At 68.7% G+C, this 16,424-nt stretch carries 15 protein-coding genes and 1 pseudogene; 5 read left to right on the top strand and 11 right to left on the bottom strand.

Translation table 11 applies throughout. From position 1 onward, the window contains the following. The 3 genes and pseudogenes from GVN21_RS19405 to alaS form a co-directional block, all read left to right on the top strand. Nucleotides 1-546 (top strand): annotated as a pseudogene (locus tag GVN21_RS19405) (polar localization protein TipN); the annotation flags it as partial. Between the two features lie 6 nt (nt 547-552). Next, nucleotides 553-1,611 carry a LacI family DNA-binding transcriptional regulator gene (locus GVN21_RS19400; RefSeq protein ID WP_166576390.1) on the top strand — a complete coding sequence of 353 codons (1,059 nt, stop codon included), beginning with the start codon at nt 553-555 and terminating at the stop codon, nt 1,609-1,611. A 47-nt stretch (nt 1,612-1,658) separates the two neighbouring features. Continuing rightward, a complete protein-coding gene (gene alaS / locus GVN21_RS19395) occupies nt 1,659-4,304 on the top strand; it encodes an alanine--tRNA ligase (RefSeq protein WP_166576389.1) in 2,646 nt (881 codons plus the stop codon). 224 nt (nt 4,305-4,528) lie between these two features. Here alaS and GVN21_RS19390 read toward each other — a convergent pair whose 3' ends face one another. The 5 genes from GVN21_RS19390 to GVN21_RS19370 form a co-directional block, all read right to left on the bottom strand. Further along, nucleotides 4,529-4,837: an endonuclease domain-containing protein gene (locus GVN21_RS19390; RefSeq protein WP_240903034.1), complete on the bottom strand. Its 309-nt coding sequence runs from the start codon at nt 4,835-4,837 to the stop codon at nt 4,529-4,531. A gap of 61 nt (nt 4,838-4,898) precedes the next feature. Continuing rightward, nucleotides 4,899-5,291, bottom strand: a complete 393-nt coding sequence (locus GVN21_RS19385; RefSeq protein ID WP_166576387.1) for a VOC family protein — start codon at nt 5,289-5,291, stop codon at nt 4,899-4,901. Between the two features lie 58 nt (nt 5,292-5,349). Then, the gene (locus GVN21_RS19380; protein WP_166576386.1) at nt 5,350-5,913 is read right to left on the bottom strand and encodes a DUF2939 domain-containing protein; all 564 of its coding nucleotides are present in this window, start codon (nt 5,911-5,913) and stop codon (nt 5,350-5,352) included. A gap of 63 nt (nt 5,914-5,976) precedes the next feature. Beyond that, on the bottom strand, nt 5,977-7,812 hold the full coding sequence (locus GVN21_RS19375) for an alpha/beta fold hydrolase (protein WP_166576385.1): 1,836 nt from the start codon (nt 7,810-7,812) through the stop codon (nt 5,977-5,979). 184 nt (nt 7,813-7,996) lie between these two features. Then, nucleotides 7,997-9,214, bottom strand: a complete 1,218-nt coding sequence (locus GVN21_RS19370) for an NADP-dependent isocitrate dehydrogenase (protein ID WP_166576384.1) — start codon at nt 9,212-9,214, stop codon at nt 7,997-7,999. 161 nt (nt 9,215-9,375) lie between these two features. Here GVN21_RS19370 and GVN21_RS19365 point away from each other — a divergent pair, with 161 nt between their 5' ends. Further along, complete coding sequence (locus GVN21_RS19365; protein WP_166576383.1) at nt 9,376-9,957, top strand: TetR/AcrR family transcriptional regulator; 582 nt, start codon at nt 9,376-9,378, stop codon at nt 9,955-9,957. Here GVN21_RS19365 and GVN21_RS19360 read toward each other — a convergent pair. Next, on the bottom strand, nt 9,954-10,649 hold the full coding sequence (locus tag GVN21_RS19360; RefSeq protein WP_166576382.1) for a Crp/Fnr family transcriptional regulator: 696 nt from the start codon (nt 10,647-10,649) through the stop codon (nt 9,954-9,956). The two genes, GVN21_RS19365 and GVN21_RS19360, sit on opposite strands and share 4 nt — an antisense overlap. A 246-nt stretch (nt 10,650-10,895) precedes the next feature. On the opposite strand from GVN21_RS19360, the gene GVN21_RS19355 reads away from it, so the two are divergent. Beyond that, nucleotides 10,896-11,942, top strand: coding sequence for an aldo/keto reductase (locus GVN21_RS19355; protein ID WP_166576381.1), 1,047 nt, complete (start codon nt 10,896-10,898; stop codon nt 11,940-11,942). On the opposite strand, the gene GVN21_RS19350 is transcribed toward GVN21_RS19355, so the two are convergent. The 5 genes from GVN21_RS19350 to GVN21_RS19330 form a co-directional block, all read right to left on the bottom strand. Further along, the gene (locus GVN21_RS19350; RefSeq protein WP_166576380.1) at nt 11,939-12,445 is read right to left on the bottom strand and encodes a pyridoxamine 5'-phosphate oxidase family protein; all 507 of its coding nucleotides are present in this window, start codon (nt 12,443-12,445) and stop codon (nt 11,939-11,941) included. The two genes, GVN21_RS19355 and GVN21_RS19350, sit on opposite strands and share 4 nt — an antisense overlap. A gap of 72 nt (nt 12,446-12,517) precedes the next feature. Further along, a complete protein-coding gene (locus GVN21_RS19345) occupies nt 12,518-13,360 on the bottom strand; it encodes a hypothetical protein (protein WP_166576379.1) in 843 nt (280 codons plus the stop codon). A 69-nt stretch (nt 13,361-13,429) separates the two neighbouring features. Then, a complete protein-coding gene (locus GVN21_RS19340) occupies nt 13,430-14,545 on the bottom strand; it encodes an acyl-CoA dehydrogenase family protein (RefSeq protein WP_166576378.1) in 1,116 nt (371 codons plus the stop codon). Further along, complete coding sequence (locus GVN21_RS19335; RefSeq protein WP_166576377.1) at nt 14,545-15,156, bottom strand: 2-hydroxychromene-2-carboxylate isomerase; 612 nt, start codon at nt 15,154-15,156, stop codon at nt 14,545-14,547. Before GVN21_RS19335 ends, GVN21_RS19340 begins: the two co-directional genes overlap by 1 nt. Next, nucleotides 15,157-16,365 carry an acyl-CoA dehydrogenase family protein gene (locus GVN21_RS19330; RefSeq protein ID WP_166576376.1) on the bottom strand — a complete coding sequence of 403 codons (1,209 nt, stop codon included), beginning with the start codon at nt 16,363-16,365 and terminating at the stop codon, nt 15,157-15,159. Between the last annotated feature and the right edge of the window lie 59 nt (nt 16,366-16,424).

Genomic DNA, 16,424 nt, shown 5'->3' with positions numbered 1-16,424 from the left:
GGCGAGACCCCCACCGCCCGCGAGGCCGGCCTGCGACCGCGCCTGCGCCTGACCCCGACGGCGACCGACGAGGAGTTCCGCAGCGTCTTTGAAACCGCTTCGGCCCGCGCGCCCGCCGAGCCGGAGCCGGAAGGCCGGTGGAGCTGGAAGGACCTGCTGTCGGGCATCGATGGAGATGACAGCGACGCCGAGGGCCTGGCCGAACGGCTTCTGACCGAGATCGAGGGCATGGGCATCGACCCTGGCGCCCTGTTGCCGCGCGGCCGGATCGACGAGATCGCCGCGGCCATACAGACCCGCGACTACGGCGGCGCCCGCGAGGTGGTCCGCCGCCTGGCCCCCGCCGCCATCCGCCGGTTGGTCCGCCGGCTGTTCTCCGACGCCTCGCTGCGCGGCCAGACCGAGCGCTACCTGCGCCGCTTCACGGCGATGCTCGACGAGGCGGCCGAGCGCGACCGGGGCGGGATGGTGGTGGCCAGCCTGCTGAGTTCCGACGCCGGTCGCGCCTGGCTGCTGCTCGATGCCGCCCACGGCGACCTGGTCTGATCCTCGATGCCGCCGCGCAAGCCGTCCACACCGGGTGAGCCCGACACCGGTTTCTCGCGCAAGCGGGCGACGATCAACGACGTCGCGCGCCTGGCCGGGGTGTCGAAGAAAACCGTCAGCCGGGTCATCAACGCCAGTCCCTCGGTACAGCAGGAGACCCGCGAACGCATCGAGGCGGTCATCAAGCAAACCGGCTATGTGCCCGACCCGCAGGCGCGGGGCCTGGCCTTCCGCCGCTCCTTCCTGATCGGGCTGATCTACGACAACCCCAACCCGCAGTACGTGGTGAACATGCAGCTGGGTCTGCTCGACGCCATGCGCGGGTCCGGATTCGAACTGGTGGTCCACCCTTGCGACCGGGGCCATCCGCCGCTGGTCGACGACATTCGCGCCTTCATCGAGCGGCAGAAGCTGTTCGGGGTGGTCCTCACCCCATCGGTTTCGGAGGACGAGCGGATTGCCGAGATGCTGCGGGAGATCGACTGCGCCTACATCCGCGTCGCCTCGGTCGGTCTCGACGCTCCCGGCCACATGATCGAGACCCGCGACCGTCTCGGCGGCCTGGCCGCCGCCCGCCACCTGGCGGAGCTGGGACACCGGCGGGTGGGCTTCATCTCCGGCGTCGCCACCTTCCGCTCCAGCGCCGAGCGGCGCTCGGGCCTCGAGGAGGGGCTTGCCGAACGAGGCCTGACCCTGGACCCGTCTCTGGTGGCGGAGGGCGCCTACACCTTCGAGTCCGGGCTGGAGTGCGCGCGGTTGCTGCTGGATCGCCCGGATCGCCCCACAGCGATCTTCGCCGGCAACGACGAAATGGCCGCCGGCGCCCTGCATGCCGCCCGCGAACTGGGCCTGTCAGTGCCGCGGGACGTGTCCATCGTCGGCTATGACGACTTCCAGATCGCCAGCCGAGTCTGGCCGCCGCTGACCACGGTACGCACGCCGACACGCCGGATCGGCCAGATGGCGGCCGAGAAGCTGATGGGCAAGGAGGGCGCGGAACCGCCGCCCGAGGATCGCCTGCCTACCCTCGTGGTCCGTCAGTCGAGCGGTCCTCCGCCTCAATAGCGTAAATCTGAGTTCCGTTCTTCCGCGCCGCACACTAGATACGCGGCATGAAGAGCCTGAACGACATCCGCGCCACCTTCCTCGACTACTTCGGCAAGACGGGTCACGCCGTGACGCCGTCGGCTCCGCTCGTTCCGCAGAACGATCCGACGCTGCTGTTCGTCAACGCCGGCATGGTGCCGTTCAAGAACGTCTTCACCGGCGCCGAGACGCCGGCCAGCCCGCGCGCGGCCAGTTCGCAGAAGTGCGTCCGCGCCGGCGGCAAGCACAACGACCTGGACAACGTCGGCTACACCGCCCGCCACCACACCTTCTTCGAGATGCTGGGCAACTTTTCGTTCGGCGACTACTTCAAGGAGCAGGCGATCGAGCACGCCTGGACGCTGCTGACCCGCGACTTCGGCCTGCCGAAGGACAAGCTGACGGTCACCGTCTACCACACAGACGACGAGGCCGCGGCCCTGTGGGGCAAGATCGCCGGCCTGCCGGACCACCGCATCATCCGCATCCCGACCAGCGACAACTTCTGGTCCATGGGCGATACCGGTCCCTGCGGTCCCTGCTCGGAAATCTTCTACGACCACGGGGACAAGATCTGGGGCGGCCCGCCGGGCAGCGCCGAGCAGGACGGCGACCGGTTCGTGGAGATCTGGAACCTGGTCTTCATGCAGTTCGAACAACATGCGGACGGCACGCGCACCAACCTGCCCAAACCCTCGATCGACACCGGTATGGGGCTGGAGCGGATCGCGGCGGTCATGCAGGGCGTGCACGACAACTACGATACTGACCTGTTCAAGACCCTGATCGCCGCCTCGGTCGACCTGACCGGCGTCAAGGCCGAGGGCGACCGCGCCCCCAGCCACCGGGTGATCGCCGACCACCTGCGGACCAGCGCCTTCCTGATCGCCGATGGCGTCACGCCTTCGAACGAGGGCCGGGGCTATGTGCTGCGCCGGATCATGCGCCGGGCCATGCGCCATGCGCACCTGCTGGGCGCCGAAGAGCCGTTGATGCACCGCCTGGTCCCGACCCTGACTGCCGAGATGGGCGGAGCCTACGGCGAGCTGCGTCGGGCCGAGCCGGCCATCATCGACACCCTGCGCCAGGAAGAAGAGCGGTTCCGCCGCACGCTGGGTCGCGGCATGGGCCTGCTCGACGAGGCCACTGCCAACCTGGCCGAGGGCGGCGTGCTGTCCGGCGAGGTGGCGTTCAAGCTCTATGACACCTACGGCTTCCCGCTCGACCTGACCCAGGACGCGGTGCGGGCCAAGGGCCTGACCGTCGATACGGACGGCTTCGACGCGGCGATGAAGGACCAGCAGGACAACAGCCGCGCCAACTGGAAGGGCTCTGGCCAGAAGGCCGCCGGGGCGGCCTGGTTCGGGGTCCGCGATCAGGTCGGCGCGAGCCAGTTCACCGGCTACGACTCCGTGGATGGAACCGGCAAGGTCGTCGCCCTGATGGTCGATGGTCAGCCGGCCGACAGCGCGGGGACGGGCGAGACCGTCCAGGCGGTGTTCGACCGCACCCCCTTCTACGCCGAGAGCGGTGGCCAGGCCGGCGACAAGGGCGCGGTCGAATGGACCGGCGGCTCGGGCCGAGTGCTGGACGTCCAGAAGCAGGCCGGCGATCTGCATGTGCATGACGTCGAGATTCTCGCCGGGACCCTGAAGGTCGGCGACAGCGCCGCCCTGCATGTCGATCCGGTCGCCCGCCAGACCACCCGCGCCAACCACTCAGCCACCCACCTGCTGCACGCCGCCCTGCGCCATGTCCTGGGGCCGCACGTCAGTCAGAAGGGCCAGATGGTGGACGGCGAACGCATCCGCTTCGACTTCAGCCACGGTGGCCCGGTGACCGCGGCCGAGATCGCGGCCATCGAGGACGAGGTGAACACGGTCGTCCTGCAGAACATGGCGGCCCAGACCAAGCTGATGAAGCCGCAGGAGGCCATTGAGGCCGGAGCCATGGCCCTGTTCGGCGAGAAGTACGGCGATGAGGTGCGGGTGCTGGCGCTCGGCCGGGCGCTGGGCGGGGAGGGCGACTATTCGGTCGAGCTCTGCGGCGGCACCCACGTGTCGCGCACCGGCGACATTGGCCTGTTCAAGGTGGTTTCCGAGGGCGGCATCGCCGCCGGCATCCGCCGCATCGAGGCGCTGACCGGTGAGGCGGCCCGCAAATGGCTGGAAGGCCAGGCGGACGTCGCCACCGGCCTGGCCGAGAAGTTCAAGGTCCCGGTCGCCGAGGTCGCCGCCCGGGTCGAGGCCCTTGAGGCCCAGCGCAAGAGCCTCGAGAAGGCCCTGGCGGACGCCAAGAAGGCCCTGGCGCTCGGCGGCGGCGGCTCGGCCCAGGCCGGGCCTGAAGACATCGGCGGCGTGGCCTTCATCGGCCGCGTGCTGGACGGCGTCGGCGGCAAGGACCTGCGCGGGCTGGTCGAGGAGTTCAAGAAGCAGGTCGGCAGCGGTGTGGTCGCTCTGGTCGGGACCGCCGACGGCAAAGCCGCGGTGGCGGTGGCCGTCACCTCGGATCTGACGGGCCGCTTCAACGCCGCTGAGCTCGCCAAGGCGGCGGTGATCGCCATGGGCGGTCAAGGCGCCGGCGGAAAGCCCGACTTCGCGCAGGGCGGTGCGCCGGATGACAGCAAGGCGGGCGACGGCGTGGCGGCGGTGAAGGCTCTGATCGCGGCGTAGGACCACCAGCCCAGCCGACAAGAACGGTAGTCGCTCCCCCTTTGGGGGAGCTGTCCGGTGCGAATACGCGCCGGACTGAGGGGGCAGCGCCGACCTTTCGGGTTGACCATGAACACCGGCATCAACGTTCGCGCCAGAACGTGCCCCATCCTGACAATTCCGTGCTGCCCCCACCACCACGCGCGTATTCGCGCGCGGTCCCCCGCCCCCAAAGGGGGCGGAACTTAGGGTTTGCCTGCGCGGTCGGCGATGCTCCCCAAGATCGTGTCGATGGTCGAGCTCATGTCAGACAGGACAAGCTGGGCCGGGAGCCGCAACACCGTCACACCGCGCCGCTTCAGCCAAGTATCTCGGATCGCGTCGTGCTCCTCACGACCCGGCCCGTAGTGCCATTGACTGTCTATCTCCACGGCCAGCCCCAAGGCCGGACAGAAGAAGTCCAGCACATACGGCCCCATCGGATGCTGTCGCCGGAACTTCAGCCCCTCCAGCTGCCGCCCCCTCAGGTGCTGCCAGAGCAATCCCTCAGGCAAGCTGGTGTTCGACCGCAGGATCTGAGCTCGAATGACCTTCGCCCGCCGAGCCTCCACAGCCTTACCCCGCCGCGAACACCGCCACCTTGTTCCCCGTCGGGTCCCGCAGGTACGCCGCATAGAACCCCGGCGTCCCCGGCGGCCGATGCCCTGGCCCACCCTCGTCGCTCCCGCCGGCCGCCATCCCAGCCGCATACGCCGCGTCCACCGCCGCCGGCGTGTCCGCCTTGTACGCCACCATGATCCCATTGCCCGCCCGGGCCGGTTGCCCGTCGAACGGGGGGCAGATGGCGGTGTGGGCTTCGGCGAAGCCTTGGGCGCCGCCCTTGGGGCCGTAGGCGATCCAGCCGCCGCCCTCCATGCGCCGGTCATGGCCGAGCGCGTCGAACACCGCGTCGTAGAACCGGCCCGATTGCTCACTGTCGAGCGCGCCGATTGTGACGTAACCGATCATCTGAAACCTCCCATCGAATGAGGCTTCAGACTACGCCTGCGAAGGAACAAAGCAAGAACTAACGTTCGTCCGGCGGCAGTTGGATGTGGACAAGCTTCCAGGTGAACAGGCTGCGCCGCTCAAACGTCAGCACGGTGATCTTCTCCGGCTGTTCGGGCCGTTTCACCGCCAGTCGCGTCCGCTCGATCCCGAAATAGGCGACGCCGGGCCAGGGGCCGCGCACCAGCGCGCCCGCCGTGCTGGTGATCGAGCCGTCGGGCTTGGGTTCCGGCGGAGCGGCGCCGGGGGGATAGCCGCGGATGACGTCGCCGATGCCGGCCACGGTCATGTAACGGTCGGCCTTGGGCTGAGCGGGGACGGCGTCCTTCCAGGCGCGCTTGAGGGCGCCGACCGGATCTTGCCAGATGGTCGGCGGCTCGGCGGTGCGGGCCTCGTCCGGGTCGAGCTGTGCGACCAGGCTCTTGCGCACGGCCGGGAAGTCGACGAGGTGGCTGACCGCCGCCACGTCCTCCGCCTGGGTCGCGGCGCGCAGGGCGCGGTAGGCGTTGAACGGGGCGAGCACGAAGGCGATGGCGAAGATGGCCAGCGCCAGCAGTACGATCTTGAACAGGTTCTTTCCCATCCGGGCATCTGACCCGCCGACCGGCCGGCCCGCAAGGCCTCTCCCGTCACAGGAGGGAACGGGTCAGAAAGGGTCTGGGGCCTCAGCCAGGGTCTGGGCGACCAGATCGGCGTGGCTCATGACCAACAGCCTGGCGCCATCCTCCACCCAGTCGATGCGAGCATCCGGCAGAATGGCGCGCCAGACGGTGAAGGTGCGCTCCGGGTCATGCAGGAAATCGTGCCGCCCCAGCAGCACCCGCCAGTGCGCCGCGCCCGCCAACGGCTGCGTGGACCAGGCGGCGACCGCTTGCTGCTCGGCCACATAGCCGCCGATGCGGCCGGTGGAGAACAGGCGAAAGCCCCGCTGATAGTCGGCCATGTTGCGAGCATCGGTGATGGTGGCCAGGTCGAGCGGACTGGCCTCCAGCGCCTTGAGCATCATCCGCCGCGAGCGGGCAGGGGACAGGTGGGTGATCAGCAGGCGAACCAGCCCCTCGATCAGGTCGGGATGACGCAGATAGGCCTCCTGGAAGGCGCCGACCGGGCCCCTCCGGCGGCCGTGATCGGCGCTGGCCGGATCGGGATTGACCAGCACCACCCGTCCCAGCCGCTGCGGCGAGGCGCGGGCCAGCGCGACCGCCACCTGGGCGCCGCCCCGGGCGACGACGTCGATCCGCGCCAGGCCGAGCCGATCCAGCAAAAGTCTCATGTCGTCGAGCGCGCCCTCGAATGGATCGCGCGGACGATCGGCCAGCGGATCGGTCAGGCCGAACCCCGGTCGATCAAGGCTGACTGGCCGGAACCCGCGCGCCTGCAGCGCCGCCACCAGCCGGGACGGGACCGACCGCGACGCGCTGCTGCTGTGCAGGACCAGGACCGGCCGGCCGGATCTTGGCCCATAGTCGCTGTAGGCGACCTGCCTGCCGTCGGGGCGATGGAACAGGGCCAGGGGCTCCAGAACGTCTCCCTCGAACAGCGCCGCATCGCCGGTGGCGTCGGTGATCAGGGCCAGGGCCCGCGCCTCGGTCACCGCTCGCGCCAGCCCGGCCGCCGACCGCACGTCCAGCGCCTCGAAGACGAGCTCCAGCTCCTTCTTGGCAGTCGCCTCGGACAGGCCCGCGGCGGCGGCGGCCTCGGCCCGGCTGAACCCTTCGGCGATGCGCAGGGCCAGGCTGGCCTGCCTGGCGCTCAGGCCCCAGACGTCGGTCAGTTCCGCCGCCCCGGCCTCGCCCTGCGGCCAGACCCCGAAAGATAGCCGCACCAGCCGCTCGATCAGCCCGGCCACCCGGCTGACCCCCACCCGTCGCATGGCCTCCGCCACCACCTTGCGGGCGGTCTGATAGGTGACGCCGGCCTCAGACGCCGCCCTGCGCACGTCGCCGGTGCGGACCAGACCGACGGCCACCCGGGTCTGCAGGTCGGTCAGGCCGAACGCCGCGCAGGCGCCGCTCAGCACCTGAGCGGTGGACAGCACCCCGACCCCGACCACCGCCGCCGCGGCCTCTGGGCGGCGCAAGGCGGCCACCGCCTCGTCAGGCAGGCTCCAGTCGCGAGCTAAGGGAGCAGCGGCATAGACCAAGGTGGAGCGCGGCGCATCGTCGCCCGGCGCGCCTACCCGCACCGTACGGCGGCCCTCCGTGGCCAGAACCTCCGCCAGGATGTCCGGATCGGGCCGGTCGAAGGCCTCGCGCCAGGCGGCGTTGGCGAACAGCGGCTCGCCCCGGCGATCGGTCACCATCACCCCCAGCCGGTCGGCGCGCAGCAGGGCGAAGGCGGAACCACTCGGTTCGAGGTGGTCGGCAAACGATCGCGATCCCGACTGGATGGCTGCGATCAGGGCGTCGTGATCGTGGAGCCAGGGTTCCAGCGATCGGCCGGCCAGGGTTTCATCGTCCAGAAACCGGGTCGCGCGATCCACCTGAGCCTCACTCAATTCACTGACGCGAACAACGCCGCACTCTGTCGGCCGCCGAACATAGATCGCCGATCTTGCTCGGCCATTGTCAAGCGATGAGAACGGCCGACGAGCCTGCCATCGGCCAGGAAAAAGGGGCGGAAGGTGTCCCTTCCGCCCCCCTTCAAGATCCGCGAAAGCCTGTGGATCAGGCCTTGGCCATGGCGATCTTCAGGTTCTCGTCGACCTTGTCGAGGAAGCCCTCGGTGGTCAGCCAGCTCTGGGTGTCGCCGACCAGCAGGGCCAGGTCCTTGGTCATGAAGCCGCTCTCGACGGTGTCGATGCAGACCTTTTCCAGGGTGGCGGCGAAGGCGGCCAGGTCGGCGTTGTCGTCCAGCTTGGCGCGGTGGGCGAGGCCACGGGTCCAGGCGAAGATCGAGGCGATCGAGTTGGTCGAGGTCGACTGGCCCTTCTGGTGCTGGCGGTAGTGGCGGGTAACGGTGCCGTGGGCGGCTTCGGCTTCCACCGTCTGGCCATCCGGGGTCATCAGCACCGAGGTCATCAGGCCCAGCGAGCCGAAGCCCTGGGCGACGATGTCCGACTGCACGTCCCCGTCGTAGTTCTTGCAGGCCCAGACATAGCCGCCCGACCACTTCAGGGCGCTGGCCACCATGTCGTCGATCAGGCGGTGCTCGTAGGTCCCGCCGAATTCGTCGAACTGCGCCTTGAACTCGGCGTCGAAGATCTCCTGGAAGATGTCTTTGAAGCGCCCGTCGTAGGCCTTCAGGATCGTGTTCTTCGTCGACAGGTAGACCGGATACTTGCGGGCCAGGCCGTAGGCGAAGCTGGCGCGGGCGAAGTCGCGGATCGAGTCGTCGAGGTTGTACATCGCCATGGCGACGCCGCTGCTCGGCGCGTCGAACACCTCATGCTCGATCACCTGACCGTCGTCCCCGACGAACTTGATGCTGAGCTTGCCCTTGCCGGGGAACAGGAAGTCGGTGGCGCGGTACTGGTCGCCGAAGGCATGGCGGCCGACGATGATCGGTTGGGTCCAGCCGGGCACCAGGCGCGGCACGTTCTGGCAGATGATCGGCTCGCGGAAGATGACGCCGCCCAGGATGTTGCGGATGGTGCCGTTGGGGCTCTTCCACATCTTCTTCAGGCCGAATTCCTCGACCCGCTGCTCGTCCGGGGTGATGGTGGCGCACTTGACGGCCACGCCGTGACGCTTGGTGGCGTTGGCGGCGTCGATGGTCACCTGGTCGTTGGTCTCGTCGCGGTGCTCGACGGACAGGTCGTAGTAATCCAGCTCGAGGTCGAGGTAGGGGAAGATCAGCTTGTCCTTGATGAGCTTCCAGATGATGCGGGTCATTTCATCGCCGTCCATGTCGACGACGGGATTGGCGACCTTGATCTTGGCCATGGGTGGGGAGTCTCCCAAAGGGGCGTGGGCCCGGGGTTGGCGCGCTGAAGCGGGGGGACACAGGCCCGTCCGCGCCGCGCGAGGTGGGGTGGCTATAGACCCGATTGCCGCCTGGTCCAACAGCCCGCTTGCGCAAGGCGGGATGCGGGTTAAGACGGGTCATGCCACTCGACTTGCCCGCCGCCACGGCCGCTGACGACGCCGTGCTGGCCGCCGCCAGGATGATGTTCGGTGCGCGGGGATATGAAGCGACGACCTTCACCGAACTGGCCGCCGCCGCAGGCGTGAGCGAGGCTGATCTGGCGGTAGCCTATCCGGACAAGCGCGCGCTTTTCACCGCCGTTCTGGTGGCCCTCGAAAAGGGTCTGGACGCCCATTGCCGGGCGGCCTCCTCCAATCCGGCGGGCGAGCCGATGGCCATGTTCATGGCCGGCTGTCGTGCGGCCCTGGAGTTCGGCGGAAGGCGCGACTTCGCCCGCATCGTGATGATCGAGGGGCCGGTGGTGCTTGGCGAGGCGGCCTGGATCGAGATCGACCATGGCCTGGGCCTGCCCACCCTGCGCCAGGCGCTCCGCAACCTGGCCCCCGGGGCGGGAGAAGCGGCCGTGCGACCGATGGCGGTCATGGTGATGGGCGCGCTGAACGAGCTTATGCTGGCGCTGGCTCGGGGGGAGCCGGGGCTGAACGTTGACGACGCGCTGGGCGAACTGCAGCGGCTGCTGTGCAGCTGGGCGGATCGCTAGTCGAAGCTGTCGGGCAGCAGGCGATCGTAGAGATCGCGCACTGTGCCGTAGCACTCACAGGCGGTGGCTTCGAGGCCGGCGCGGTCGAGAATGTCGACCACGCCGCGGCGATAGCGGATTAGGCCCTTGGTCTGCAGCGAGCCGGCCACGGCGGTGACCGTGGTGCGCTGCACGCCCAGCATGTCCGCCAGGAACTCCTGGGTCAGGCTGACGGTGTCGGTGTCGATCCGGTCGCGGCAGGACAGCAGCCAGCGGCAGAACCGCGCCTCCACCGCGTGCAGGGCGTTGCAGGCCACAGACTGGATGGCGTGGCCGAACAGGGCATCGTTGTGCCGGTCGACCAGATTCATCAGGTGGGGGCTGCGGCGGCAGGTCTGGCTGAAGGCGGTGGCGGAGATCCGCGAGGCGCGGCCGGCGACCTGAATGATCGCCCGCGACAGCGCCTTGCGCGGCGCCTGGGCGGTCATCAGCCCGAAGGCGCCCTCGCGGCCGATGGTGACCGACTCGATGGCCGCGCCGCTGTCCATCAGGGTCATCAGGGAGATGACGCAGTCATGTGGAAAGTATACGGTTTCGATGTCGTCGCCGGGCTCGTAGAGCAGCCGGCCCTTCTCCAACTCCACGGGCGAAAGCTGCGCCGACAACAGGGCGTAGTCTTCCGGCGGCAAGCTGGCGAGGAGTCGGTTTTTCACGCGGGATAGGCTCATCATGACGAATCGGAACGCCGGTTGACCAACGCGGTTGCAAACTATCGATCCGCTGAACAAAGCACTGTCAGTTGGCCGACATAGTTCAGCCGGGTATCTGCATCTGGATTCGTTGAATTAAGTTTTGCGGCCGGGTTGCTGGCCATTCCACAGTTCAGATTAGTGTCGGAAACCCGACAAAACGACTCCTAGGCTAATCTCGCCACCGCTGGAAGAAAGAGGAATCTGTTCATGAAATACCGTCGCCTGGGCCGCACTGGCCTTTATGTTTCCGAGATCTGCCTTGGCGCCATGACCTTCGCCGAACAAAGCACCGGCATGTGGGGCGCGATCGGCGCTGTCGATCAGGCCGGGACCGACGCCATGATCGAGCGGGCCCTGGCCGCCGGCGTCAACTTCATCGACACCGCCGACGTCTACTCGGCCGGCCAGTCGGAGCGGCTGGTCGGGCAATCGCTGCGGAATCTGGGCGTGAAACGCAGCGATGTTGTGATCGCGACCAAGGTCTATGGCGAGATGGGCCGGGGGCCGAACGATCGCGGCGCCTCGCGCGGCCACATCATGGATGGGGTCAAGGCCAGCCTGGAGCGGATGGGGCTGGACCACATCGACCTGTTCCAGATCCACGCTAACGATCCGATCACCCCGGTTGAGGAGACCCTGCGGGCTCTCGACGACCTGGTGAGCCAGGGACTGGTCCGCTACATCGGCTGCTCCAACTGGGCCGCCTGGAAGATGATGAAGGCTCACGGCATCAGCGAGCGGCTGGGCTACGCCCGGTTCGAGACGGTGCAGTCCTACTATTCCATCGCCGGCCGTGACCTGGAGCGCGACATCGTGCCGATGCTCGAGGATCAGCAGATGGGTCTGATGGTCTGGTCGCCGCTGGCCGGCGGCCTGCTGTCGGGCAAGTTTGGTCCGGAAGGGGAGGGGCCGGAGGGCGCCCGCCGCGCCACCTTTGACTTCCCGCCGGTGAACCGCGACCGAGCCTGGGCCTGTGTCGACGCGATGCGGGTCATAGCCGAGGCGCGCGGCGTCTCGGTCGCCCGCATCGCCCTGGCCTACGTGCTCAGCCGCCCATTCGTCACCACGGTGATCATAGGGGCCAGGACCGTCGAACAGCTCGACGACAACCTGGCTGCCGCCGAGATCGACCTGACGCCCGAGGAGTTGGCGACGCTGGACGAGGTCTCCGCCCTGCCGCCGGAATATCCCGGCTGGATGTTGGATCGCCAGGGCGGCCAGCGCGTGCCCCGGCCGTTCAAGCCGAAGAGCTAGTTCAGCGTCACGTCAGCACGGCCACCCACATCCGGAAGGGTGTGGGTGGCGTTGGCCTTGGCGACTTCCCAGGCAAACTTCAGGGGGCCGCCGTCGCTGATCCACACGCGCGCGTCGTGACACTTCAGGCGCAACAGCCGCAGGTCCGGGTCGTCCTGCCCTTGCGGGTACCAGGCGGCGACGATCGGATTCCACCAGCGCTGGATCTTCTCGCGGTCCATCTCTACGGTCAGCTCGCCGCCGACACAGGCCTGGAAGTCGCCGTCCTTGGCCTGGACCACGAACATCGCCTGGCGCGCGCCATGGCTGGCGTCCCGCGCAAGGTCGGTCTCGGCGCGGGTGAAGAACCAGATCTCGCCGTCCTCGGCGACCGTGAAGGCGGTCATCGGCTGGAAGTGTTGCGGCTCGCCATCGACGATCCCGACCATCCCGGTCCGGGCCTTGTCGATCTCTTTCCAGAGGCGGCTTTCGACGGCGGCGGGATCTTGGGTGTCGGTGGACATGAGCGGCTCCTTGCGAAGTGGTCGCACGAAAACCCGCTCATTCCGGAGCCGTTCCCCAAAAATCGTCGGTCTTCAAGCCTCGGGCAGGGCCGCCTGGTGGTCCATGAAGATGCGCCACTCGCCGCCGGTGCGCACCCAGGCCCGCACCCAGTGGCCCGTTCGGGCCTTGCCGTTCGCGGTCCAGCGGGTCTCGCCGTAGGTCCAGATCAGGTCGCCGCTGACCGCCTTGCCACCGCCCAGGACCGTCCAACTCTCCGGCTGCGGGTCCTTGATCAGCAGGGCCACCCAACCGCCATTTTCCGTCACCGGTCCGACGCCGGGGCGGATCACCCGGCCGAAGGACGCCATCCGCCCGCTGATCGCCACCGGCCCCTCGCGCATCACCGCCGACCGCAGGCCCGCTTCCAGGCTCTCGGGCGTCGCCGTTTCGGAGGCCGGCGCGCGGGCCAGCAGGTGGGTCTCCGGCGTCCTCGCCGGCGCCTTGTAGAAGTTGGGCGTTCCCGGCGTACCCCGGTCGAGCAGGAACTTCCACGAACCGTCCGGCTGCCGGCCCCAGATGGTCAGGAAGTAGCCGGGATCGACCTCGCCGTTGATGGTCCATTCCGACGGACCCATAGACACCGCCAGGTCGCCGGCCGCCGACACCACCACCGCCTCAGGCCGCCACAACAGCGTTCCGGGCCAATTCGCGCCCGCCAGATAGTCGTTGGCCACCATCGGGCCGGGCAGGAACATGATCACCCCCGGCGCGGCGACCTCGCGGAACGCCGGCGTGATGCCGATCTCGCCGGCGCGGCGGGCGAAGTCGGTCTCAGCCTTGATGATCTGCGCTGGCGCATCGTTGGCGCGACCCCCCGTCGTGGCGCAGGCGCCCAGCGCCAGGGTGACGGCCAAGACGGCGAAAATCCTGCGCATGGGCGCTCCCCCGGGTCGATTACCAAGAGAGCCTATCCCCGCGCCCAACGATCGATCAATCCGCCCGGACTAGAAGCCCAGGACCTTGGCGTACCGGTCCTTGTGATACCCCGCGCCGCCGAACAGTTGCTCGGCCACCCGGGCCCGCTTCAAGTAGAGGCCGGCGTCGTGGACGTCGGTCATGCCGATGCCGCCGTGCATCTGCACCATCTCGTTGCTGACCAGGTGGACCAGCTCGCTGGCCTTGCATTTGGCCAGGCTGGCGGCCGCGCGATGGTCCTCGCCACCGGCGTCCAGCCCCTCCAGCGCCGCCTCGATGCAGCTGCGGGCCATCTCCAGGTCGGTGAACATCTTGGCCGCCCGGTGCTGCAGCGCCTGGAACGTCCCGATCACCTGGCCAAACTGGGTGCGGGTCTTCAGGTAGTCGAGGGTGATTTCGAAGGCCTGCAGCGACTGGCCCAACATCTCCGCCGACAGGCCGATCCGCGCCCGGTCGAGGATGGCCTCAAGCGGGCCCCAACCCTTGCCCTCTTCGCCCAGCAGTTCGCCGGCCGCGCCGTCGAACGACACCTCCGCCGCCCCCCGGCTGTCGGCCAGCGCCAGGTGCTTCACTGACACGCCGGCAGCGTCCGCCGGCACGAGGTAGAGCGAGATCCCGTCCGTTTCGCCGGGCTTGCCGCCCGTCCGAGCCGCAACGATGAACAGCCCCGCCGCATCGCCATCAACCACGAAGGTCTTCTTGCCCGTCAGCTTACCGCCCGAGGCCGCCAGGGCGATCTTCTCCGGCGCATGGTGCGGACCCTCGTCGACGGCCAGGGCGGTGACCACCTCGCCCGCCGCGATCTTCGGCAGCCATTCCGCCTTCTGGGCCTCGCTGCCGAACATCGAGATCGCGCTGGCTCCGACAAGGGCGGTTGAAAGGAGAGGGGAGGCCGTCAACGTCCGGCCCGTCTCCTCCAGGATCAGGCCCAGGCTGAGATACCCGAACCCCGAGCCGCCATGCGCCTCGTCGATCAGCACCCCGGCCCAGCCCATCTCCGCCATCTCGCCCCAGACCCCGGCGTCGAACGGCGCCTTGGACCCGCCGTCGCGCAACGCCCGCAGCTTGGTGGTCGGCGAGGCCTCCTGCGCCCAGCCCTTGGCCGCGTCGCGGATCATCGTCTGTTCTTCGGTAAGCACGGCCATCAGGCGGTCTCCATCGATGCGTGGTCACGCGCCCAGCGCAGGGCGGTCTCTAGTCGGTCGTTGCCCCAGAACAGCTCGCCGTCCGGAGTAATGAAACTGGGCGCCCCGAACAGGCCGCGTCCCCGCGCCATCTCGGTATGCTCCTTCAGCCGCGCCTTGGCTGCCTCGCCGGCGGCGGCGTCCAGCACTGCGCCTGGCGCCGCGCCGACCTCGGCGATCAGCGGCTCCAGCACCGCCGGATCGCTGATATCCGCGTCGGCCACGAAGTTGGCCTGATAGACCGCCCGGCTGAACGCCGGCGTCCAGCCGTCCTCCAGCCCGACGATCGCCACCCGCGCCGCCAGCAGGGTATTCCTCGGAAACTGGCTCGGATGGTTGAGCGGCAGCCCCTCGGCCGCGCACACCCGCTCCATGTCCCGCCACATGTACTCGCCCTTGACCGGCACCACGTTGAACGGGCTGTCCTTCATCCCCTGGTGCTCATAGAGCAGCGGCCCCAGCAGGAACGGCCGCCAGGCCACCGCCACCCCGGCCTCCTCCGCCAGCCCCTCGATCCGCATCGCGGCCGGATAGCTGTAGGTCGAGGCGAACTCGTACCAGAACTCAAGCACCTACTGGTGATCCAACAGCCCAAGCACCCGCTTGGCCACGACGTTCAGGTTCACCTCGCTCGTCCCGCCCTCGATGCTGTTGGCCTTGGCCCGCAGCATCGAGCGGATCGCCCCCAGCTCCTCACCGGAAAAGCCCTCGCCCTCCCAGCCCAGCCCCTGCAGCCCCAGCGCCTCTACCAGCAGTTCGGTCCGCTCCTGGTTCAGCTTCGCCGCCGCATACTTGATGATCGAGGTCGCCGCGCTCGGCCCTGCGCCCTGCTTGCTCTCGGCCTCGGCCCGTCGGATGGTCAGGGCGAAGGCCGCCTGGTCCATCTTGTGGCTGGCGATCCGCCCGCGCAGGTCGGCGTCCTCGATCCGCCCCTTCTCGTCCACCCCGACGTACTGTTTGGCCGCATCGACCACGTCCAGCCCCGCCGCCCCGCCGAACCCGCCGGCCGAAATGTTCTGCCGCTCATACTGCAACAGGCGCTTGGCGATCTCCCACCCGCCGTTCAGCCGCCCGACCAGCTGTTCCTTGGGAACCTTCACATCGGTGAAAAACGTCTCGCAGAACGGCGAGCTGCCGCTGATCAGCTTGATCGGCCGCGTCTCCACCCCCGGCGAGGTCATGTCGAACAGCACGAAGCTGATCCCCTCATGCTTCTTGGAGGTGTCGGTGCGCACCAGGCAGAAGATCCAGTCCGCCTGGTCGGCATAGGACGTCCACACCTTCTGCCCGTTGATCAGGTAGTGGTCGCCCCGGTCCTCGCACCGCGTCTGCAGCCCCGCCAGGTCCGACCCCGCCCCCGGCTCCGAATAGCCCTGGCACCAGCGGGTCTTGCCCTTGACGATGTCGGGCAGGAACCGCTGCTTCTGTTCCTCGGTGGCATACTCCAGCAGCACGGGCCCCAGCATCCAGACCCCAAAGCTGGCCAGCGCCGGCCGCGCCTTGATCCGCCGCAGCTCCTGCTCGAGAACCCGGTTCTCTTCCTTGCTCAGCCCCCCGCCGCCATAGGCCTTCGGCCACATCGGCGCCGTCCAGCCCTTCTCCCCCATCCGGTCCATCCACAGCTGGATGTCGGGATTGGAATAGCTGGCCTTCCGCCCGCCCCAGGGCGTGTCGTTCTCCGAGGCCATCGGCCCATGCAGCGACGGCGGATAGTTCGCCTCCAGCCAGGCCCGGGTCTCCGCCCGGAAGGTTTCGATCTCGGTCGCGCCGAAGTCGGCCATGGCGTGGTCTCCCGCGAAGGTGTGGGTCCGAGGCGTGGGTGCGTCGGTTGGCGGGGAGA

The sequence above is a fragment of the Caulobacter sp. SLTY genome (assembly GCF_009905535.1).
Taxonomy (GTDB): domain Bacteria; phylum Pseudomonadota; class Alphaproteobacteria; order Caulobacterales; family Caulobacteraceae; genus Caulobacter.
This window is presented reverse-complemented; position numbering and strand designations above follow the sequence as displayed.